Source organism: Apilactobacillus zhangqiuensis (genome assembly GCF_019656215.1).
GTDB lineage: Bacteria > Bacillota > Bacilli > Lactobacillales > Lactobacillaceae > Apilactobacillus > Apilactobacillus zhangqiuensis.
The window spans coordinates 115,449-137,763 of sequence record NZ_BPLK01000003.1 but is presented as its reverse complement, the minus strand read 5'-3'; the positions used below and the strand labels follow the sequence as shown (position 1 = coordinate 137,763).

Genomic DNA, 22,315 nt, shown 5'->3' with positions numbered 1-22,315 from the left:
GATCGTTTATGGAAAAAGGATACGTTTTAAATGACCGCTACAAAATCATCGATAAGATTGGTGAAGGTGGGATGGTTAACGTTTATCTTTCATATGATATGAAGGAAAACCGTCTTGTTACAATTAAGATTATTAGAATTGATTTTCAAGGTAGTCAAAAGGCAAAACGTCATTTTAAATATGAAAAATTAGCTATTAATAAACTAAAAAGTAAGCACATTGTTCAAGTTTATGATTTGAATCAATCTGGTGATTTGCAATATTTAGTAACCGAATACGTCGATGGACAGGACTTAAAGAATTATATTCAAAAGAATTATCCAATTGGCATCGGTAAGGTGATTGCAATCATGACGCAATTAATTGATGCGGTCTACGAGGCTCATAGTCACGGAATTATTCATCGTGATTTAAAGCCACAAAACGTGTTAATTGATAAAAAGGGTGTCGTTAAGGTTACCGACTTTGGAATTGCGTTAATTGAGAGTCAAAATGCATTCACACAGACCAATGCGGTAGTCGGTTCAATCCACTACATTTCACCTGAACAGGCGTTAGGTAAGAAGGTAACCACTCAATCAGATGTTTATTCATTAGGAATTATCCTTTATGAATTACTTACTGGTAAGGTTCCTTTTGACGGAGATTCACCTGTAAATATTGCAATGAAGCATACAAATGAAAACTTACCTTCAATAATTGAGCAAAATAGTCTAGTGACACAAGCACTTGAAAACGTGGTTATTAAAGCAACTGCTAAACAATTATCCGATCGTTACAAGTCGGTTTTAGACATGAAGGAAGATTTACTCACTTCAATGAGTGAGGAAAGAATGGACGAAGCCAAATTACATTTCATGATTCCAAAGAAGGAAATTGATGATGGTGAAACTAAGGTCTTAGATTTAAAGGACTTAAATAAGTTTCATGATCGTAAATCCGAAGATGAACGCGAATACAAAGATAAGTACCGCATTTTTAAACTTTTAACTTTAATCGTGATTTTGTTTGCCTTTATTTCTGGAATCTTTTTATTCTTTAACTTCACATTTTTTACTCGTGTGACAGTACCCAACGTTTCTAACATGTCAATAAGCAAGGCCACTAAGGTGTTGAAAAAATCGCATTTAATTGTGAGTCGGGTTAAGTACACATATAACACTGACGTTGCCGTTAATAAAGTCATCGGCACAAATCCTGCTAAAGGAACTAAGATGATTAACCACTCAGGAATTGTTTTGAAGGTTTCTGGTGGTTATAAGAAAGTGAAGATGGATAATTACCTTGGTGATTCAGTTGATTCAGCTGAACACTCATTAACCAATATGGGCTTCATTGTCAAAAAGACTTATAGTTATGAAACTTCGTTTAAGTCAGATACAGTCCTTAGTCAAAGTATTCGTCCAGGAACGCTGGTTGAAGCACATAATAAGACCATTACTTTGGAAGTGGCGGTTAATACCAAAAATTTTAAAGTAGCAAATTTAGTGGGTAAGACAGAAGAACAAGCACGAAGTTATCTGAAACAAAATCATTTGAACGTCAAAGTTTTTTATGAAAACTCTAACAGTCAATCTGCTGGAAAAGTTTACCAACAAAGTCCATCAACTGGATTATTACTAAGTTATGGTGATAACGTCGAACTTTGGGTTTCTAAGGGTGCTTCTGATAACCATGATTTAAGAAGAAGTGTCAACGTTTCCGTTAGACTTCCATATAAAAAGGTTGATAATAGCGGATTAAATAAAATTACCATTTATTCGAACAAAGACGGTGGTAACGAAAAGTTCTACCGGACTATCTTTATCAATAAGGACACTACAATCAGTATTCCATACAGTTTGAAGAAAAATCAAAAACCACAATATCGAATTTATCGAAATGGTGATTTGATAATGAAGTAATGAAAGGTATAATAAAAATAGTAAATAAATTAACGAGGTGATACATTGGCTGAAGGGAAAATTTTCCAATCCCTTAGTGGATTCTATGATATTATTAGTGACGGAAAGATATACCGAACACGAGCTAGAGGTAACTTTAGAAAAAGAAAAATAACTCCTTTAGTTGGTGATGACGTCGAGTTTGAATCAAGTTCACAAAAAGAAGGTTATTTACTAAAGATTTTTGATCGTAAAAACTCTTTAGTTCGTCCTCCAATTGCAAATATTGATCAAGCTGTAGTTGTTACTTCTGCTGTTCAGCCAGATTTTTCATATAACTTGTTGGACCGTCAATTGGTTGCGGTTGAAATTAATAAAATCACACCGATTATCTACTTTACCAAGACTGATTTATTGGACGATAAACAGTTCGAGTATTTTAAGGGTGTAAAGAAGGTATATGAACAAGCAGGATACAAGGTTATCCTTCCTAGCAATAGTGATGATAAATCTGAATCAGTTAACGAAATTAAATCATTGTTTGAAAATAAGGAAACAGTCTTTATGGGACAAACAGGGGCAGGAAAATCAACGTTATTGAACCAAATCTCCCCAAATTTAAATTTAGCAACTGGTGAAATTTCTATGGCGTTAAACCGTGGGAAACATACAACCAGAAAAGTTAGCTTTATTCAAATTAATAATGGATTAGTAGCTGATACACCTGGTTTCTCATCATATGAAGCCTTTGATATTAGACCTGAAGAATTGAGAGATTATTTCCCTGAATTCAGAGCAAATGCTGATAGATGTAAGTTTAGGGGATGCGTTCACATCAATGAACCTGGTTGTGCAATTAAGGCAATGCTAGATGAGGATGAACTATCCCATGAACGTTATCATGATTATGTTCAGCTATATGATTTATTGAAAAATAAAAAACCAATTTATAATAAAAAGAAATGAGGAATAAATAATGATTAAGGTAGCACCATCAATTTTAAGTGCAGATTACTTAAATTTACAAAAAGATATTGAAAAAGTTGAAAAGGACGCAGAACTATTACATATTGATGTAATGGATGGTTCATTTGTTCCAGCAATTTCATACGGTCCTAACTGGGTTCCACAAATTAGAAAGATTTCTAACTTAGTATTAGATGTTCACCTAATGGTTGTTAACCCTGAAAGATTTGTTGATGAATTTGCTGATAAGGGTGCCGATATTATTGGTGTACACGTTGAAGCAACTCCACACATTCACCGTGCATTACAAATGATCAAGAACAAGGGTGTTAAGGCTGAAGTAGTAATCAACCCAGGTACTCCCGTTGAAGCAATCAAACCAGTACTATACATGGTTGACCAAGTATTAGTAATGACTGTTAACCCTGGTTTCGGTGGTCAAAAGTTCCTAGACGAAACTGTTAAGAAGATTAAGCAATTAGATGACATCAAGAAGGCTGAAGGATACGACTTTGACATCGAAATTGATGGTGGAGTTAACAACGAAACTGTTAAGGCAGCTGCCAAAGCTGGTGCAACTGTTGCAGTTGCTGGTTCATACGTATTCGGTGCTGAAAATCCTGCTGAAAGAATTCAAGCAATTAAGGACGCTACTAAATAATTATGAAAACGATCAATTTATTAGTCGGTGGGCCAACTGATTTATGGCCTGATAGTTTAAGGCAAGGCGAAATCGATGGCGATTGGATTGGGGTCGATCGAGGAAATGTGTGGTTAGTTCAAATGGGAATCAAACCACTAATTTCAATTGGTGATTTTGATTCAATGGATCAATCAGAATTTGAAATTATTTCAAATAATGTTTCTGACATTCGAACTTATAATCCTGATAAAGACTATACTGATACCCAGCTAGCACTAAAGATTGCATCAGATGAGTTAAAAGCTGATGTCATTAATATATTTGGAGCAACCGGTGGTAGAATTGATCATTTTATTTCTAACTATTTGTTGGCGACGGAACCTAAGTTCCGGGATATTGTCGATAAAATTAGAATTATCGATAAACAAAATATAATTCAATACTTTACTCCAGGAAATCACGAAATCAAAAAGATTGATATGATGCACTACCTTGCATTTATTCCAATGAATGCGATGCATTTATCAATTTATGACGCGGTTTATACGTTGGATAATCACTATGTAGAAAGACCGTTTGCTTATTCCAGTAATCAGTTTGATGGTGATAATTGCCATTTTGCTTTTGATGACGGGGTATTATGTGTGATCCAAAGTAAAGATGCATAAAAAAGAGAACTGATATTATCAGTTCTCTTTTTTGTTATTGATTATTAAAGGGTATAAAAAAAGTCTGACATTAAGAGTCAGACTTTAATATTGTTAGGCACGAGTAACTTTACCTGATTTTAGAGTACGGGCACTAACCCAAACTTTCTTAGGCTTTCCATCTACAAGGATACGAACCTTTTGTAGATTTGGCTTCCAGCTACGACGTGAAGAATTCAAAGCATGGGAACGTTTGTTACCATAATGAGTTCTTTTACCATTAATAAAATCTTTAGCCATTGGTAAATTCCTCCTTTAATTGATTTCTAGTCAAAAGCGTTGCTTTTATTACATCTCACTCTAATAATTTAGCATATCGAAGGCTGTTTTGCAATGCTTTTCTTTCAAGTGAATATACTTGACAGCCTTCGATATTCATTATATCAATACTTTAGCTTTTTTTAAACATGTGGTAAGATTATATTACGAATATATTAAGAAATCTATCTTTTAAGGAGGCTATTGTGATGGCCGTAAAAATGAGAACTGATTATGGATTAATTGATATTGATAACAATGTGATTGCCACCGTAGTTGGTGGAGCTGCTACTGATAACTATGGGGTTGTTGGTATGGCAAGTAAAAATCAAATTCGAGACAATATAAACGATATTTTGAAAAAAGATAACTATTCCCGTGGAGTTGTGGTAACACAACAAGATAATGATGTTTCAATTGAAGTAAATATCATTGTTAGCTACGGTACTAAAATTTCAGAAGTATGTAAAAATGTTCAAAGCAAGGTTAAGTATAATTTAGAATCTATGCTTGGCATTAGTGCTAGTTCTGTCAATGTCGTCGTTCAAGGTGTAAGAGTTCTAGACTAAAAGGAGGTTCATTTTTGTGTCTATTTCAAATATAGATAGATCAAAATTTGATCAAATGGTGCAAGCCGCTGCTACTACCCTTAATAATAATGCAGAATTTATAAACTCACTTAATGTTTTCCCAGTTCCAGATGGTGATACTGGGACAAATATGAGTATGTCTTTCCAAAGTGGGGCAGATTACGTTAGTCGTGATACTAGCGAATCTGTTGGAGAATTATCCCAATCTTTAGCAAAAGGACTATTGATGGGTGCAAGAGGTAACTCTGGAGTTATCTTGTCACAGATTTTTAGAGGATTTTCAAAGTCCGTTGCTGAAAAGGATAGTCTTTCTGCACAAGACATCGTAGAAGCCTTTAAAAATAGTGAAAAAACAGCATATGGTTCAGTAATGAAGCCAACCGAAGGAACAATTCTAACAGTTATTAGAGGGATTTCTGAAGCGGGTCAAAGTGAAACCACTAACGACTTAGCTGAATTATTTGATATTTTAGCAGATGCTGCTGAACAGGCTCTTCAATCAACACCTGATTTGTTACCAGTATTAAAACAAGTTGGTGTAGTTGATTCAGGTGGACAAGGCTTAGTGTTCGTAATTAAGGCATTTAGTGATGTTTTAAATGGCCGTGAAATTGAAGCAAGTCATCAACCAAATACTGGTGAAATGGATCAAATGATTGATGCTAGTCATGAACAAAGCCATGAAAGTGCGCAAGGTAAGTTGAACCCAGATGATATCAAGTTTGGTTACTGTACACAAATCATGGTTAGAATTGGTCGTGGTAAGGAAGTTGAATACAACTTTGACTACGATAAATTCTATAAGCACTTAGCTGGTTTAGGTGATTCATTATTAGTTGTTAATGATGATGAAATTGTTAAGGTCCATGTTCATACTGAACAACCCGGTGAAGTTATTTCATGGGGACAAAAATTTGGTGATTTAGCCAACGTTAAGATTGATAATATGCGTCTACAACAAGAAACAATTATTGAAAAAGACGATGAATCTAAGAAAGAAACTAAGTCAGAACCGAAAGAAACTGCAATCATTGCAGTTGCCTCTGGTGATGGAATTGGTGAATTATTTACAAGTCTAGGTGTTACCGATGTTATCAAGGGTGGTCAAACAATGAACCCAAGTACTCAAGACATTCTAGATGCTATTAACAATAGCAACGCTAAGAAAGCAATTATTCTTCCCAATAACGGTAATATCTTCATGGCTGCTCAACAAGCTGCTGATGTTGCTGAAATTCCTGTTGAAATTGTTCATGCCAAGACAATTCAACAAGGTTTGACTACAATGCTTTCTTTCAATCCCGATGCTAGTCTAGATGATAACGTATCTGAAATGGAAGATATGTTAGATACAGTTGTTAGTGGAGATGTTACTAATGCTGTAAGAGACACTGAAATCGATGGTGTTAAAATCAACAAAGATGACTACATGGGAATTATCGATGGTAAGATTAAGGTTGTTAAAGATGACTTAAATGAAACTACCGTTGATATGATTAAGCAAATGCTTGATGAGGATAGTGAAGTCGTAACTATTATTTATGGTGAAGGCATTACACAAGATCAAGCTGATGAACTAGCTGAACAAGTTGAATCAATTGATGACGACTTAGAAGTCGAAGTTCATCCTGGAGGACAACCAGTCTATCCATACTTAATTTCTGTTGAATAAAATGTCGGAGGTTTCTCCGATTTTTTTATTACATAAGTAAAATGAGGTGATATGTTGAAAAATTTAAACGATAGTGTTTCCATTTTAAAGGGTGTTGGTCCTAAAAAGGTCGAAGCTTTGGATGAATTGGGTATCGATACTATATACGATTTATTAACATATTACCCATTTAGATATGATGATTTTCAAGTCAAAGACCTGTCTCAAACCGTGGACCAAGAAAAGGTAACAATCAAAGGTAAGATTGCAGCTGATCCAGTAGTTGCTCACTTTGGCAGGAAAAGAAATCTATTGAACATAAGGCTATTAGTTGATAATGATGTCGTCAAAGTAACGTTTTTTAATCAACCATGGTTAAAGAAACAACTTCCGGTTGGAAAGGAAGTTCTTATATATGGTCGGTTTGATAAGGCTAAAGCATCATTGTCTGGAATTAAGATTTTATCTTCCATCGATGGCAATGAAATGAACCCGATTTATCCCGCCAATAAGCACATTCGCCAAAAGACAATTAGTGATTTGGTAAAGTTGGCCTTTAACGAGTATAAGGATGTTATCGATGATGTGATTCCAGAAGATATTATTGAAAAGTATAAGTTAGAGTCACAAAAACAAGTAATCCAGGATATGCATTTTCCTAAAGATACCAAAGATGCGTATTTAGCTCGAAGAACCGCTAAGTTTAACGAATTTTTCTTATTTCAAATGCGTCTGCAAGCATTGAAGAGTGAGGAACAAAAGGATGCTGGCTTGGCAATTAAGTTTAATCAAACCGATATGGACGATTTTATTGATCATCTTCCTTTCTCATTAACAAATGCCCAGCAGCGTGTGGTAAATGAAATTCAAAATGACTTATCATCGACTAGACAGATGAATCGCCTCCTTCAAGGGGATGTAGGTTCTGGAAAAACGATTGTGGCAGCGTTAGCAATCTTGGCATGTATTGATGGTGGGTATCAAGCTGCTTTAATGGCACCTACCGAAATCTTGGCTGAACAACATGCCAATAAATTAGCGACACTCTTTAAAGATACAAAGGTTAATGTTGCACTGCTTACTGGTGATACAAAACCAGCAGCACGAAATGAACTTTTACCCAGAATTAAGTCTGGCGAAATCAATTTGGTTATTGGAACCCACGCTTTAATTCAGGATAGTGTCGAATACAAAAATTTAGGTCTAGCCATCATTGATGAACAACACCGTTTTGGTGTTAATCAACGTGCTAAATTAAGGCAGAAAAATGAAGGGACCAATGTATTAGCAATGACGGCAACCCCAATCCCTAGAACACTGGCCATTACATCATACGGTGAAATGGATGTTTCAGTTATTGATGAATTGCCAAATGGTCGCCAACCGGTTAAAACAGCATGGATTAAGGAAGGCCAATTCAAGAATTCTGTTGGATTTATTAAGGAAAGATTGCAGGCCGGAGAACAAATCTATGTTGTTACACCATTGGTGGAAGAATCTGAAGCTGTCGACATGAAGAATGCTATTAACATCTACGATAATTTTAAGAATATGTTTGAACCCGAATTCAAAGTTGGTCTACTTCATGGTAGAATGAAAGACGAAGATAAAAATTTGGTGATGACAGAATTTAAAAACAATGAGTTTCAAATTTTGGTCTCTACGACAGTTATTGAAGTAGGTGTGGACGTTAGCAATGCCACAATGATGATAGTATTTAATGCTGATCATTTTGGTTTAGCTCAGTTACATCAATTACGAGGTCGAGTTGGAAGAGGTAGTAGTCAGTCATACTGTTTACTAGTATCTGATCCCAAAACTGAGACGGGTGTTAAACGAATGAATGTCATGGTTGAAAGTAATGATGGCTTTGTTATTTCTCAAAAGGACCTGGAACTAAGGGGACCTGGTGATATCATGGGGAAAGCACAGTCTGGTCTTCCAGATTTCAAGGTTGGAGATCCGGTTGCAGATTTAACAATGCTAAGCGTTGCTCAGCAAGAGGCAATTCAGATTGTAAGTACAAATGATTGGCAAAACAATCCAATGTATAGTAAATTATATAGTTACGTTCACCAAAAAAATAATAAGAAAATGTTTGATTAAAGGAGTTTTATAAATGAAAATCGCAATTGATGCCATGGGTGGAGACAACGCCCCATTAGAAGTTGTTAAAGGGGTAGAAATGGCAAGAGACCAATATCCTGATATTGAATTCAAGTTATTTGGTCAAATCGATAAAGTTAAACCATTAATTAAAAATGAAGAAAGAATTGAACTAATTCAATCTGACGAAATTATTGAAATGGGTGAAGAACCTGTTAAAGCTGTTATGAAGAAGAAAAACTCAAGTCTAGACATGGCTGCTCAAGCTGTTAAAGACAAAGAAGCAGATGCTTTCTTCTCAGCTGGTAACACTGGTGCTATTTTAGCCGCTGGTCTATTCATTATTGGAAGGATTAAGGGAATTGATCGTCCTGGTTTAGCAACTACACTACCAATCGTAAATGATGAAGAACATGATAACTTTGTTATGCTAGATGTTGGTGCTAATGCTGAATCAAAACTATTCAACCTATACCAATACGCATTCATGGGTAAGTACTATGCTGAAACTGTTAGACATATTGAAAACCCACGCATCGGTCTATTAAACAACGGTACTGAAGCAGATAAAGGTGACTCATTACATAAGGCAGCTAATGAAATGCTATCTAAGGATGAAAACCTAAACTTCATTGGAAACGTTGAATCACGTGAACTATTGAATGGTGCTGCTGATGTTGTTGTTACTGATGGCTTCACTGGTAACGCTGCATTGAAGGCAATCGAAGGAACTGCTCTTTCATTACTTACATTAATTAAGGGTGAAATCATGTCCGGTGGTGCTAAGTCAAAAGTTGGTGCTTTAATGCTTAAGCCAACGTTTAAGAAGATTGCTAAGGAAATGGACTACTCACAATACGGTGGTGCCGTATTAATGGGTGCTAAGGCTCCTGTTGTTAAAGCTCATGGTAGTAGTGAAGCTGTAACAATCAAGAACACTATTTTCCAAATCAAGACAATGATTGATAACAAGACTATCGACGACGTTGTCGAATACTTTGATAAGCATGCCGAAGATATGCAACAAATCAAACAAAACGCCAAAAATAACTAAAAATCTGTTATAATTAGAATTATCAATTACGATTTTAAGGAGATAGATTATGACAAAAGAAGAAGTATTTAATAAAATTGCTGATATGGTTGCTGATCAATTCAGTATTGATAGAGATACCATTAAAGGTGATTTAAACTTTCAAAACGATTTAGACGCTGATTCAATTGATTTTGTTGAGTTTGTATTATCTCTAGAAAGTACTTTTGGTACTGATATCTCAGATGAAGATGCAGAAAACATTAAGACTATTGATGAAGCTGTGGACTATGTTATGTCTAACGCTGATAACAAATAATTAAAAAGGCGATTACTCAATAGTAATCGTCTTTTGTTGTATTATTCACTGGAGGGAAAAACTTGGAAAAAGAATTTGATGATTTATTAGAAAAACGATTTAACATTAAGTTCAAGGATGAATCATTGTTAGATGAAGCATTTACTCAAGCTTCATACGTTAATGAACATCCAGGTAAGAATTTAAAATTTTACGAACGAATTGAATTTTTAGGTGATGCTGTATACGAACTAGTAGTATCTGAATACATTTACAAGCGTTATCCTAATTTACCACAAGGCCGTCTAACTAGACTTAGAGCCGCAATGGTAAATGAACACAGCTTTAGTAGTTTCGCTAGAGAATGTGAATTTGATAAATATATTCGTTTAGGTAAAGGTGAAGAAAAGGCGCAAGCCAGAACCCGTGATTCTCTATTATGTGATATTTTTGAATCATTTATCGGGGCTGTATACCTAGACCAAGGAATGGAACCTGTAGTTAAGTTTTGTCATCAAGTAATTTTCCCTAAATTAGACGAGGGATGGTTCGACGAATTCTTTGATCACAAAACTGAATTACAAGAATTGGCACAATCAAATGGGCCAGTTGATATTGAATATCACTTGTTAGACGAAAATGGTCCAGAAAATGACCGTCGCTTTAAGGTATCTGTTACCATCGACGGTATCGAAAAAGGTGTTGGCTTAGGCCACTCTAAGAAGAATGCAGAACAAGGTGCTGCTAAGAAGGCAATTAAAAACCTTACAGAATAAAAACAGGATGGGGAAATCACTTTGAAGTTAAAATCATTAGAGATTGCTGGATTTAAATCCTTTGCAAACAAAACAACCATTAACTTTACAGATGGTTTGACTGCGATTGTTGGTCCTAATGGTAGCGGTAAAAGTAACGTTATTGAAGCTATCAGATGGGTACTCGGGGAACAATCTTCTAAGACTTTACGTGGTTCAAAGATGTCCGACGTTATTTTTTCTGGTTCTAGTACTCATAAACCGGTTAATCGTGCTGAAGTTAAATTAACTTTAGATAATTCCGATCAATACATTAATAGTCCATATTCAGAAATTATCATTACAAGACGTTTGTATCGAAGTGGTGAAAGCCAATACTTAATTAATAATTCTGAATGTCGCTTGAAGGATATCAATAATTTATTTATGGATACAGGGATGGGAATTGGTTCATTTTCAATCATTTCCCAAGGTAGTGTTGAAGACATTTTTAACAGTAAGCCTGAAGACCGTCGTTCAATTATTGAAACTGCTGCTGGAGTATACAAGTACAAGCAACAAAAACATGATGCTAATTTAAAACTTCAACAAACTCATGAAAATTTGGATAGAGTTGAAGATATCATTTTTGAGCTTAAAGATCGAAATGATCAGTTAAAAGAGCAGAGTGAAACAGCAATTAAGTATTTGGATTTAAAGAAGGAATTAAAAAAATACGATGTTTCAAGAATTGCGCTTGAATTAAATCAAGTCGGTGCTGATTGGAATAATACCAAGGCGATTATTGCGGAAGAAAAGCAAAATGCTGAAGATATTAATCAACATTTAAATGAACTTACTAGTCAAAAGAAGTCATTAAATGAACAACTTGAAGTGCTTTTAACTAAGAAAGAAGAACAACAAGATAATCTTTTAAACTATTCCAAGAAGATTGAACAGTTATCCGGCCAACAAAATCTTTCAAAACAAGAAATTGAGTTTAAAAAGACTAGCTTAAAAGAACATAAATCTAACTTAGAAAAATTAAACTCTCAAGTTGCTGATTTACAATCTAAAGAAAAAGAAATCAATACTAAAATCGATAAATTAAATCAAGAAATTGCTAAGCATAAACAATACCTTGAAGAAATCGATGAAGATAAGATTAATCAAATGATCGCTGATAAGAAATCAGAATACGAAGATGCTCGTGGTGAATATCTAGCAATTATGCAAAAGATTGCTAACGTTAACAATGAATCTACTTATTTAGAAAAGACACAAAAACAAGCTGATGTTCAAAATGATTCTAATCGTCAAAAGATTTCTGGTGTTAACGACGAAATCAACCAATTAGAGCAATCAGTTGAAGAGTTGAATCATGAATATGACAAAAAGAACGAAGAGGTTCAAAAAGTTCAAAGTGATTTCAATGATTATCAAGCTCAAGTTAACAATCTTAAGAAACAAGTAGATGAACAACAATCTATTTGGTACAAACAATTAGAAGATACGCAAAATCTAAAAATCAAATACAATAGTTTGAATAATTTGCAAAACGATCACAGTAACTTCTATCGTGGTGCACAAAGTGTCTTAAATAATAAGAACCAGTTAAATGGTGTTTTAGGATCAGTATCTGATTTCATTAAAGTTCCATCAGAATATACGACCGCAATTGAGACTGCATTGGGTAATCAATTACAACAAATCGTGGTTGCTAACAATGCTTCAGCCAGACAAGCTGTTAAGTTCTTAAATGATAACCGTTTAGGAAGAGCAACTTTCTTACCCGTAAACGAAATTTCGCAACGCAGTGTTAACAATAACGTTTTAAGCACTTGTCAAAATAGTGATGGTTTTATTGGTGTGGCAAATAAATTAGTGCAAATTGACGACAAACTACGTTCTGTTACTAGCCACTTGTTAGGTAATGTTTTAATCGTTAAGGATTTACATACTGCAACCGAAATTAGTAATAAGATCAGACATTCTAACCGAATCGTGACTTTAAGCGGTGAAATCGTTAACGCTGGTGGTTCTATTACCGGTGGTTCTAATAAGCGTCAATATGATGGTGTATTGACTCAAAAGAACAAGTTAGCTGAGTTAGAAAAGCAATTTAAGGACAGTCAAGAAGTTGCTAAGCAAACTGAAGCTAAACTAGTTGAACTACAGGATGAATTAAAGGAACTAAATGCCAAGTCTGATGTTTTCTATGACAATAAGCGTCAATATGATGGTCAACTAGATTCAATTCATAACAAATTGACGTTTGCCAAAGAATCTCTCGTCAGAAAACAACGTGAACTAAAGGCAATTAGAATGTCTAACGGTGGATTGTTTGATGATGACATTGATGAAAAACAACGTCAAAACAAGAAGCTAAAAGAACAATTGAATATTGATTTGGTAAATAATCAAACTAAATTTAAAGATATTCAAGAAAAGATTGAAACTTTGGAATCAATGAAGGATAATAACTCTTCAAAGATACAATCAACTCGTGAAAAGTTAATTGTGTTGAAGGAAAAACTATCTAATTTCCGTGATCAAAAAGCAAATCTAATTGAAGATTTTGACAGATTAGATGCCGATATTGATGATGAAAAAGAAAGCATCGATGAATTAAACGAAGCAATTAGTAACAACATGCTTTCAGTAAATCAAGATGATGAAATTATGCTAGTTAACCAACAAATTCAGGTTATCCAAAGTAATTTGCAAGAATGCAAAGAATCTATTGAAAAACATCAATCTGAAATTAAGCAGGTCGAAGACCAAATTGATAAGCAGACAATGGATTCAGTTAACCAACAAAATTATCTAAATAAACAAACCAATAAGTTTGAACAATTGGAAAAGCAACTTGCTAGTCTAAAACAACAATTGATTGGTAAATACGAAGTTAATCTAAATGAGATTGATGATATTGTAGTTGACGATACTATTGATAATATTAAGGCTCATATTGATGATTTAAGTCGTTCAATTGACCATTTAGGAGTTGTCAATGTATCAGCTATTGATGAATACAAGGAAGTATCTAAACGATACGAATTCCTAGTGCAACAATCAGACGATTTGAAAAATTCTAGTCAACAATTAACTGATACCATGAACAAGATTGATGTTACCGTTGAAAAGAAATTTAAAGATACTTTTGACGCGATTGCGACCCAATTTTCAAAGGTTTATAACGAAATTTTTGGTGGTGGAAAAGCGAAGTTATTACTAACTGATCCAAATGACTTGTTAACTACTGGAATTGAAATTATGGCTCAACCCCCTGGTAAGAAGTATCGTCATATGTCCCTATTATCAGGAGGAGAAAAGGCATTAACCGCTATTGCATTGCTTTTTGCTGTGTTAAAAGTTAAGCCGGTACCTTTCAGTATCTTAGATGAAGCTGAATCTGCTTTGGATGCAGAAAACGTTGATAGATATGCTAGATACATGACTAAACTAGATGATGGAACTCAATTTATTGTTATTACACATAGAAAAGAAACGATGGTTTATGCCGACACCTTGTATGGAGTTACCATGCAAAATTCCGGAGTTTCTAAAGTGGTTACAGCTAACCTGAACAAATTTAATGCCGCGGAGGAATAAACTATGGGATTATTTGATATTTTTAAAAAGCGTAACAACGAAGAAGAAAACAACAATAGTAAAGCTGAAGGAGTAAAGAATACTGAAACTGATGCTCCTGTTGATGATGAACAAAAAACAGATGACGATGTTAAACAAACTAGTGAACAAGAAACCGTAACTAGTGAAGAACAACAATCATCTAATCAAGAGGAAAGTTCAAAAGAATCAGACAATGCTGATGATGAAAAAGTTGAAAAACAATCAGTTGAAGACCAAACTTCTGATGAAAAGCCAGTCGAAGACGATCAAACTAAGTTTACTGAAGGACTAGAAAAATCAAGAAGTACATTTGGTGAACGACTAAATCGTTTGTTTGCTAATTTTAGAAGTGTTGATGAAGACTTCTTCGAAGATTTAGAAGATACGTTGATTGAATCAGACGTTGGTTTTGATATGGCCGTTAATTTAACTGACCAATTAAGGGATGAAGTTAAATTACAAAATGCCAAAAGCAAAGACGATGTCCAAAACGTTATCATTCAAAAGATGATTGATATCTATGACCAAAGTGGCAATGATGAAAACACTGAAATTCATTTTGCTGATCAAGGTCCAACTGTCATTTTATTTGTTGGTGTTAATGGTGTTGGTAAGACCACTACCATTGGTAAAATGGCTAATATGTATAAACAACAAGGCAAGAAAGTATTATTAGCCGCAGCCGATACCTTTAGAGCTGGTGCCATTCAACAACTAGACGAATGGGCAAAACGTGATGGAGTCGATATTGTTAAGAAACCTGAACAAAGTGATCCATCTGCAGTGGTTTATGAAGCAGTTCATAAGGCTAAGGATGAAAATTATGATATTTTATTCGTAGATACTGCTGGTAGACTACAAAACAAGGTTAACTTGATGAACGAACTTGCCAAGATGAAGAAAGTCTTAACCAGAGAAATTCCAGATGCTCCTCATGAAGTACTATTGGTCCTAGATTCAACCACAGGTCAAAATGCTTTAAACCAAGCCAAGTTGTTTAAAGAAACAACTAATGTTTCTGGAATTGTGCTGACTAAGTTAGACGGTACTGCCAAGGGTGGAATTGTCTTAGCAATTAGAAACGAACTACACGTTCCGGTTAAGTATGTTGGTTTGGGTGAAAAGGTAGAAGATTTAAGAGAATTTAACGCAAATGATTTTGTATATGGATTATTTAAGGGTCTAATTAAATAGTTCGAACTGAAAGGACTTGATTTAATTGGAAATGGAAAAAAATTATCGAATTAATTCATTATTCGAATTTTATCGTCCATTATTAACAAATAAGCAAGACAGTTATATTCAACTTTACTATGCCGATGATTACTCATTAGGAGAAATTTCTGAGGAGTTTAATGTAAGTAGGCAGGCTGTGTATGATAATATAAGAAGGACAGAAGTAATTCTGGAAAAATATGAAGAACAGCTTCACTTGTATGCAGATTTTGTAAAACGAAATGATCAAACTGATGCAATTAGAAATTATGTTAAGGATAACTATCCAAATGACGATAAACTAAATCAATTAGTTGATGATTTAGAAATAACTGAAGAAAAATGAAAGTGGTGAAATAAATGGCATTTGAAGGATTAACAGAACGTCTTCAAAAAGCAATGCGTAATTTACGTGGAAAAGGAAAAGTTTCTGAAGCTGACTTAAGAGAAACTATGCGTGAAATTAGACTTGCTTTACTTGAAGCCGATGTTAACTTCACAGTTGTAAGAAATTTTGTTAAGCGTGTCCAAGAACGTTCTCGTGGAGCGGAAGTATTGGAAGGATTAAATCCTGCTCAACAAATCGTAAAGATTGTTAATGAAGAATTAACTAAGACAATGGGTGAAGAAGCAGTCCCATTGAACAAATCTGAAAAGATTCCAACTGTAATTATGATGGCTGGTTTACAAGGGGCAGGTAAAACTACCACTGTTGGTAAATTAGCATTAAAACTTAAAAAAGAAGAAAATGCTCGTCCATTACTAATCGCAGCCGACGTTTACCGTCCAGCTGCCATTGACCAATTGGAAACAGTTGGTAAACAAATTGATGCTCCTGTTTTCCAACAAGGTACTGATGTAGATCCAGTTGAAATTGTTAGAAATGGGATGGCTAAAGCCAAAGAAGACCATAATGACTATGTATTAATCGATACTGCTGGTCGTCTACAAATTGATGAAACCTTAATGGATGAACTAAAGAACATTAAGGAATTAACTCATCCCGATGAAATTCTATTGGTTGTTGATGCAATGACTGGTCAAAATGCCGTTAACACTGCTGAAGGTTTTAACGATGCATTAGACATTACCGGTGTTGTTTTAACTAAGTTAGATGGTGACACCCGTGGTGGTGCTGCTCTTTCAATTCGTGAAGTAACTCAAAAGCCAATCAAGTTTGTCGGACAAGGTGAAAAGATGGAAGCACTTGATGTCTTCCATCCAGACCGTATGGCATCTCGTATCCTTGGAATGGGTGATATCCTATCATTAATCGAAAAGACTCAAAACGATTATGATGAAAAGCAAGCCAAAGAATTAGCTGAAAAAATGCAAAACAATACTTTTGGATTTGAAGATTTCTTGGATCAATTAGAACAAATTCAAAAGATGGGACCTTTGGATGAAATCATGAAGATGATTCCAGGGATGGCTAACAATCCTGCCTTGAAGAACGTTAATATGGATCCTAAGGATTTAGAACACATTAAGGCAATTATTTACTCAATGACATATGAAGAACGTAATAACCCTGATTTATTAAATCCATCAAGAAGACGTCGTATCTCACGTGGATGTGGACGCCCAATCCAAGAAGTTAACCGTATGATTAAGCAATTTAATCAAATGAAAGACATGATGAATAAGATGTCTAACGGTAACATGTCTGGTATGGAACAAATGATGGGTAACATGGGCATGGATGGAATGCCTTCAATGCCAGGAATGGGTGGCGGCCTTGGTGGCAAGCTATCTCAAATGGCAATGAAACGCATGAGTAGAAAAATTAGTAAGAAAATGAATAAAAACAAGCGCAAACGTAACAAAAAGCGTAAATAACGGAAAAGGCATAATTACCCTGGGTAGTTGTGTCTTTTTTAGGAGGGATTTGTATGGCATTAGGTTTTACTAAAACAATGAAAGCAGTAGATTTAATTGAGAAAAGTGGTTCAGTCGCAAATATTGTCGGACCTGCCGGAATTGGAAAATCTGCATTAGTAAATCAATTAGCACAGCAAAATCATGCCAAATTATTCACTACGGTGGTTAGTTTGTCAGAAAAAGGTGATTTGGCAATTCCTGTTCCACCATTAACTGATAATTCGTTTATTGAGACTGATAAGTATGGCACATTAGCAGATGTTAAATTTGGTTATTCTCACACCATCATTGAAATTATTAAATATGCTGAAGAACATCCAGAGACGCCAATATATTGGTTTTTAGATGAATTTAATCGTGGCACCACTGATGTACAAAGTGAATTAATGAATCTAGTATTACAACGCCGTATTAATTCTGTGGTATTACCAGAACAAGTCCATATTATTATTGCTGAAAACCCAGATGATATGAATAATTACGACGTATATGCAAGTGATGACGCCATTACCGATAGAACCGTGCGTATTAACATGCAAACGGATGTCAACGATTGGTTGAATTGGGCAAAAGATAATGGGGTTAATCAACAAGTTATTGATTTTATCGCTGATAATCCATCATTTTTAGATCATAGCAATGATTATATTAAACCGACTCCTAGAGCATGGCACCGTGTTTCAAATATTTTGAATCAAGATATTAATAATTATGATTTAGCTATTTTAACCGAAGTGATTTCTGGAAATGTGGGTTTGTCAATTGCGGAAGTATTTGTTAAAAATATTAGCCAATCAAGTGATAATGAAATTGATTTAACTGATGAGTTAGAAACTGTAGTGGCTAAGTTAACTAAGCAAGACGAGGTAACCAAACAATCACTGGTTAGTGATTACGTTAAATCCATATCAGTCATAAGTGATGATTATTGTTTTCGTTTAAACAAATATATCGATTTATTGAGTCAGGATGGTCAATATGCGATTGCTAGAATGGTGATTAATGATTCCGGATTGATTGATGATTTATACAAGACGGCTCAAGACAATCAAATAGCTAACCAGTTATACGACAAATTAACGCAAATTAGTTTTAATGCATACAGGTGATTAATATGACACTTAATAGTGATATTTACGAACTAATCAATGCGGATAATCGCCAAAATAGTCCTCAATCAATTGACGGTATAATTGCCAAAGGGATTTTATCATTAATTCGTAACAAGAGCTTATACGGCGAAATTTTGCTTAATTTGAACCGACAATCAGATGATACGATAAAGTCATTTCTTGCATTGAAGTGGTTTGATAATCAATTGGAATTAGTATTTAATCCTGCACATTTAAAGGATGATGTCTCCAGTGATAATGATTTAATTGCAATCTTGGAGCATTTAGCGATGCATATCGTGTGGTTGCATCCCCTTAGATACACCAATCACAATCAACTAAATGACGTGGCTGCTGATGTTGCCGTTAATCAATACGTTTCAGATATTTACGACAATGGATGGACACTAGATAAAATTAACTATCAATATAATCTCGATATGAGACCAAATTTGGATTCTAGTCAGTATGCTAAACAGCTATATGAAATCTTTAGGGAAGACAAACAAGATGGTGTCGGCAAACTTAATAAAGATAATTTACGAATTGTCGATGATCATCGATACTTTGACGATGATAGTAATATCAGTGATCAAGACTTTAACCAAAGAAAAGAAACAATTGATAAGTTACTAAGGGATGCTTATAGTCATTATCGTGGTGAACTGTCAATGCCAGTTGATAAACAAATTAAGTCGACTGTGACGCCTAAGGTAAACCTAGGCAAAATAATTAAATCTATCGCGAAAAGTAAAAGTAACCGACCATCTAGAACTTATAACCGCTTTAACCGAAGACAACCTTATCGAATGGATATTGCTGGCAGGATAAGAAATCACAGCGACTATATTAATATTTTTATTGATAGCTCAGGTTCAATCAGTGATGATCAGTATGCAAAGATGGTCAATGTAGTTGATTCAATTCAGTCGATGCGAAATATTGAAGTAAATTGCTTTGTATTTGATGCAAAGGTGCATGCAATTGAATATAATCATGGATTTAAGAAGCGTTTATTGCAGGGGGGTACCAAGTATCAAAGCATTGTTGACTATGTGCATGAACACAAATTAATCAAGCAGGGATGCATTGTTTTCACTGATGGTAAAGGTGAAGAGTATTTAAACCAACTTAACTTTAAAATGACATGGATCTTACTAGATTATGCCAATAAACTATCGATAATGAATGAACAAGATAACGTCTTATATTTAGACCAGATTAGGGTGTGATAAAATGTTAAAACCAGATGTCTTAAGAATGGCAATTAATAATAACGTTAATATCAAAAGAGCAAAGGCACTACTATCTAATTCTTGGGATGAGATTTATGAAGATTCGCCGTTTGTGGCAAAAATGTCAGTTAATGATGTTAATTTAGCCAAAGAATTAGCTGAAAATCAGATTTTTAAAAACGTGAAAATTAATTTTTCTGACTATCAAAGTGTCCACAATTTTGTCATTAACAATGAAAAATACATGGATCAACTGGCAAAAAGTGCGCTTTTAACTGATTTTCAATAAAAAAATCATGGTGTAAAGAAAAAAACCTTTACAAGCATTAAAATAACTGTTATATTTAATATCGTTAAAAGAAATACAGGAGGTGTTTATTAATGTCTGTTAAAATTCGTTTGAAGAGAATGGGTTCAAAGAAGCGTCCTTTCTACCGTGTTGTAGTTGCTGATTCACGTAGCCCTCGTGATGGTCGTTTCATCCAAACTGTTGGTACTTACAACCCATTAACTCAACCAAGTACTGTTAAACTAGAAGAAGAAGATATCTTCGAATGGTTAAACAAGGGTGCACAACCTTCAGATACTGTACGTAACTTACTATCTGATGCTGGTATCATGAAGAAATATCATGAAGCTAAATACTCTAAGAAATAAGTGATATCGAGTTATGACTAATTTTGATGAGCTGATTAAAAAAATCGTAAAACCACTGGTGGAATACCCAGAGGATGTTGCTATCGATCATAGTGAATCGGATCGTTTCTATGAATATCATCTTGTTACCAATCCTGCCGATGTTGGTAGAATTATTGGTAAAAAGGGTCATGTAGCGCAAACAATTCGTACGATTGTTTATAGTGCTCGTGTTTCAGGTGATAAGCGCGTAAGACTGATTATTGATGATAGTAAGAATAAAAACTCTTAAATGAAACCTTGGTGTTTTGTTTAAGAGTTTTTTAACATAAAAGGGGAAATGAATAATGAACTTTTATAATATTGGAAAGATTGTAAATACTCAGGGACTTCGTGGTGAAGTTCGTGTAATGTCTATTACCGATTTCCCTGAAAAACGTTTTAAAGTTGGTAATGAAGTTTATGCGTTTTTAAATGATACTAAGAGCGAAAAGTTAGTGATCGATGGTGTTAGAACTCATAAGAACTTTATTTTGCTACACTTTAAAGACAAGCCAACTATCAATGATGTTGAATACTTAAAACCTTCAGAATTAAAGATTGCTGAAGATCAACTTGATAGTGATGACTTACAACCTGGCGAATACTATTATCACCAAATCATTGGTCTAGATGTTAAAGATACTGACGGTCAAAAGATTGGTTCAGTTAAGGAAATTCTTTCACCAGGTGCCAATGATGTTTGGGTTGTCTCACGTGATAATAAGTCCGATTTATTATTGCCTAAGATTGATTCAGTTATCTTAGACGTTAATTTGGATGATGAAGTAATTACTGTGGATGTTCCTAGGGGGCTCGACGATGAAGATTGATATCTTAAGCTTGTTTCCAGACATGTTTGATGGACCATTGGGCGATTCCATCCTTGGAAAAGCAAAGGATAAGGGGTTACTAGATATTAATATTACAAACTTTAGGGACTTTTCTACTAACAAGCATGGTAACGTTGATGACTACCCATTTGGTGGTGGTGCAGGAATGTTACTACAAGCTCAACCCATTTTTGATGCTTTGGCTCACACTCAAGAAGAAGCTGCCAAAGAAGGTATTTCTAAGGGCCGCGTAATATTATTGGATCCAGCGGGAAAGAAGTTTGATCAAAAAGAGGCTGAAAAGTTATCTAAAGAAGACCATTTAACATTCATTTGTGGTCATTATGAGGGATATGATGAAAGAATTAAGACCTTAGTTACCGATGAATATTCATTGGGTGACTTCGTCTTAACCGGAGGAGAGTTACCAGCAATGGTGATGATTGATGCGACAGCTAGATTATTATCAGATGTCTTAGGTAATGATGAATCCGCACCAGGTGATTCCTTCTCAAGTGGATTATTAGAGTATCCTCAATACACTAGACCGGCAGATTTTAGAGGTATGACAGTTCCTGATGTGTTGACTAGTGGTAACCACCAAAAGATTGAAGAATGGCGAGAAAAAGAGGCGCTAAGAAAGACATATCTTAGACGCCCAGACTTAATTGATTACAGTCAATTAACCGATTTACAAAAGAAATTATTAGCAGAAGTAAAAATAGAAGAAGAATAAAATAATCTTTACAAGTAATTGTGGTTATGTTAGTATTCTAATTGACTATTTTTATAGTTAAATAAAAACGGTATTCCGCTGTTGCAACAAGTAAAGACAAGAATGCTAGTTGGAGGATGTTAT

The 22,315-nt window shown here is 34.7% G+C and carries 22 protein-coding genes; 21 read left to right on the top strand and 1 reads right to left on the bottom strand.

The window, feature by feature from the left end; genetic code table 11:
* The first annotated feature begins 8 nt into the window (after positions 1 to 8).
* Genes pknB through K5Q07_RS03330 form a run of 4 tightly spaced genes read left to right on the top strand, consistent with a single transcriptional unit; the run spans position 9 to position 4,160 of the window.
* Positions 9 to 1,904 carry a Stk1 family PASTA domain-containing Ser/Thr kinase gene (gene pknB / locus K5Q07_RS03345; RefSeq protein ID WP_220729606.1) on the top strand — a complete coding sequence of 632 codons (1,896 nt, stop codon included), beginning with the start codon at positions 9 to 11 and terminating at the stop codon, positions 1,902 to 1,904.
* Positions 1,905 to 1,949: 45 nt separating this feature from the next.
* Positions 1,950 to 2,849 carry a ribosome small subunit-dependent GTPase A gene (rsgA, locus tag K5Q07_RS03340; protein WP_220729604.1) on the top strand — a complete coding sequence of 300 codons (900 nt, stop codon included), beginning with the start codon at positions 1,950 to 1,952 and terminating at the stop codon, positions 2,847 to 2,849.
* A 10-nt stretch (positions 2,850 to 2,859) separates the two neighbouring features.
* Positions 2,860 to 3,510 carry a ribulose-phosphate 3-epimerase gene (rpe, locus tag K5Q07_RS03335; protein ID WP_220729602.1) on the top strand — a complete coding sequence of 217 codons (651 nt, stop codon included), beginning with the start codon at positions 2,860 to 2,862 and terminating at the stop codon, positions 3,508 to 3,510.
* A 2-nt stretch (positions 3,511 to 3,512) separates the two neighbouring features.
* Positions 3,513 to 4,160 carry a thiamine diphosphokinase gene (locus K5Q07_RS03330; RefSeq protein ID WP_220729600.1) on the top strand — a complete coding sequence of 216 codons (648 nt, stop codon included), beginning with the start codon at positions 3,513 to 3,515 and terminating at the stop codon, positions 4,158 to 4,160.
* A gap of 93 nt (positions 4,161 to 4,253) precedes the next feature.
* On the opposite strand, the gene rpmB is transcribed toward K5Q07_RS03330, so the two are convergent.
* Positions 4,254 to 4,439 (bottom strand): 50S ribosomal protein L28, encoded by a 186-nt coding sequence (gene rpmB, locus K5Q07_RS03325; protein WP_034531080.1) that lies wholly within the window; start codon positions 4,437 to 4,439, stop codon positions 4,254 to 4,256.
* 227 nt (positions 4,440 to 4,666) lie between these two features.
* Here rpmB and K5Q07_RS03320 point away from each other — a divergent pair, with 227 nt between their 5' ends.
* The 17 genes from K5Q07_RS03320 to trmD all read left to right on the top strand — a co-directional run bounded on the left by K5Q07_RS03320 (position 4,667) and on the right by trmD (position 22,192).
* The gene (locus K5Q07_RS03320; protein ID WP_220729598.1) at positions 4,667 to 5,026 is read left to right on the top strand and encodes an Asp23/Gls24 family envelope stress response protein; all 360 of its coding nucleotides are present in this window, start codon (positions 4,667 to 4,669) and stop codon (positions 5,024 to 5,026) included.
* Positions 5,027 to 5,042: 16 nt separating this feature from the next.
* On the top strand, positions 5,043 to 6,719 hold the full coding sequence (fakA, locus tag K5Q07_RS03315) for a DAK2 domain-containing protein (protein ID WP_373310030.1): 1,677 nt from the start codon (positions 5,043 to 5,045) through the stop codon (positions 6,717 to 6,719).
* 51 nt (positions 6,720 to 6,770) lie between these two features.
* The gene (gene recG / locus K5Q07_RS03310) at positions 6,771 to 8,804 is read left to right on the top strand and encodes an ATP-dependent DNA helicase RecG (protein ID WP_373310029.1); all 2,034 of its coding nucleotides are present in this window, start codon (positions 6,771 to 6,773) and stop codon (positions 8,802 to 8,804) included.
* A gap of 13 nt (positions 8,805 to 8,817) precedes the next feature.
* Entirely contained in the window at positions 8,818 to 9,858 is a 1,041-nt protein-coding gene (gene plsX / locus K5Q07_RS03305) for a phosphate acyltransferase PlsX (RefSeq protein WP_220729594.1), read from the top strand.
* Positions 9,859 to 9,907: 49 nt separating this feature from the next.
* The gene (acpP, locus tag K5Q07_RS03300; RefSeq protein WP_034531085.1) at positions 9,908 to 10,156 is read left to right on the top strand and encodes an acyl carrier protein; all 249 of its coding nucleotides are present in this window, start codon (positions 9,908 to 9,910) and stop codon (positions 10,154 to 10,156) included.
* Between the two features lie 62 nt (positions 10,157 to 10,218).
* Positions 10,219 to 10,911, top strand: a complete 693-nt coding sequence (rnc, locus tag K5Q07_RS03295) for a ribonuclease III (RefSeq protein ID WP_054606559.1) — start codon at positions 10,219 to 10,221, stop codon at positions 10,909 to 10,911.
* 21 nt (positions 10,912 to 10,932) lie between these two features.
* Positions 10,933 to 14,484, top strand: coding sequence for a chromosome segregation protein SMC (smc, locus tag K5Q07_RS03290; RefSeq protein ID WP_220729592.1), 3,552 nt, complete (start codon positions 10,933 to 10,935; stop codon positions 14,482 to 14,484).
* A gap of 3 nt (positions 14,485 to 14,487) precedes the next feature.
* Entirely contained in the window at positions 14,488 to 15,699 is a 1,212-nt protein-coding gene (gene ftsY, locus K5Q07_RS03285; RefSeq protein WP_220729591.1) for a signal recognition particle-docking protein FtsY, read from the top strand.
* A gap of 25 nt (positions 15,700 to 15,724) precedes the next feature.
* Positions 15,725 to 16,066 carry a putative DNA-binding protein gene (locus K5Q07_RS03280; RefSeq protein ID WP_034531089.1) on the top strand — a complete coding sequence of 114 codons (342 nt, stop codon included), beginning with the start codon at positions 15,725 to 15,727 and terminating at the stop codon, positions 16,064 to 16,066.
* Between the two features lie 14 nt (positions 16,067 to 16,080).
* A complete protein-coding gene (ffh, locus tag K5Q07_RS03275; protein WP_220729588.1) occupies positions 16,081 to 17,559 on the top strand; it encodes a signal recognition particle protein in 1,479 nt (492 codons plus the stop codon).
* Between the two features lie 53 nt (positions 17,560 to 17,612).
* Positions 17,613 to 18,710 carry a P-loop NTPase family protein gene (locus K5Q07_RS03270; protein ID WP_220729586.1) on the top strand — a complete coding sequence of 366 codons (1,098 nt, stop codon included), beginning with the start codon at positions 17,613 to 17,615 and terminating at the stop codon, positions 18,708 to 18,710.
* 5 nt (positions 18,711 to 18,715) lie between these two features.
* On the top strand, positions 18,716 to 19,945 hold the full coding sequence (locus tag K5Q07_RS03265) for a vWA domain-containing protein (RefSeq protein WP_220729584.1): 1,230 nt from the start codon (positions 18,716 to 18,718) through the stop codon (positions 19,943 to 19,945).
* A gap of 4 nt (positions 19,946 to 19,949) precedes the next feature.
* Complete coding sequence (locus K5Q07_RS03260) at positions 19,950 to 20,237, top strand: hypothetical protein (RefSeq protein ID WP_220729583.1); 288 nt, start codon at positions 19,950 to 19,952, stop codon at positions 20,235 to 20,237.
* Between the two features lie 92 nt (positions 20,238 to 20,329).
* Positions 20,330 to 20,605, top strand: coding sequence for a 30S ribosomal protein S16 (gene rpsP, locus K5Q07_RS03255; protein ID WP_034531094.1), 276 nt, complete (start codon positions 20,330 to 20,332; stop codon positions 20,603 to 20,605).
* A gap of 13 nt (positions 20,606 to 20,618) precedes the next feature.
* On the top strand, positions 20,619 to 20,876 hold the full coding sequence (locus tag K5Q07_RS03250) for a KH domain-containing protein (RefSeq protein ID WP_034531095.1): 258 nt from the start codon (positions 20,619 to 20,621) through the stop codon (positions 20,874 to 20,876).
* Between the two features lie 55 nt (positions 20,877 to 20,931).
* Positions 20,932 to 21,456, top strand: coding sequence for a ribosome maturation factor RimM (rimM, locus tag K5Q07_RS03245; protein WP_220729582.1), 525 nt, complete (start codon positions 20,932 to 20,934; stop codon positions 21,454 to 21,456).
* Positions 21,446 to 22,192: a tRNA (guanosine(37)-N1)-methyltransferase TrmD gene (gene trmD / locus K5Q07_RS03240; protein WP_034533545.1), complete on the top strand. Its 747-nt coding sequence runs from the start codon at positions 21,446 to 21,448 to the stop codon at positions 22,190 to 22,192. Before rimM ends, trmD begins: the two co-directional genes overlap by 11 nt.
* Positions 22,193 to 22,315: the final 123 nt, after the last annotated feature.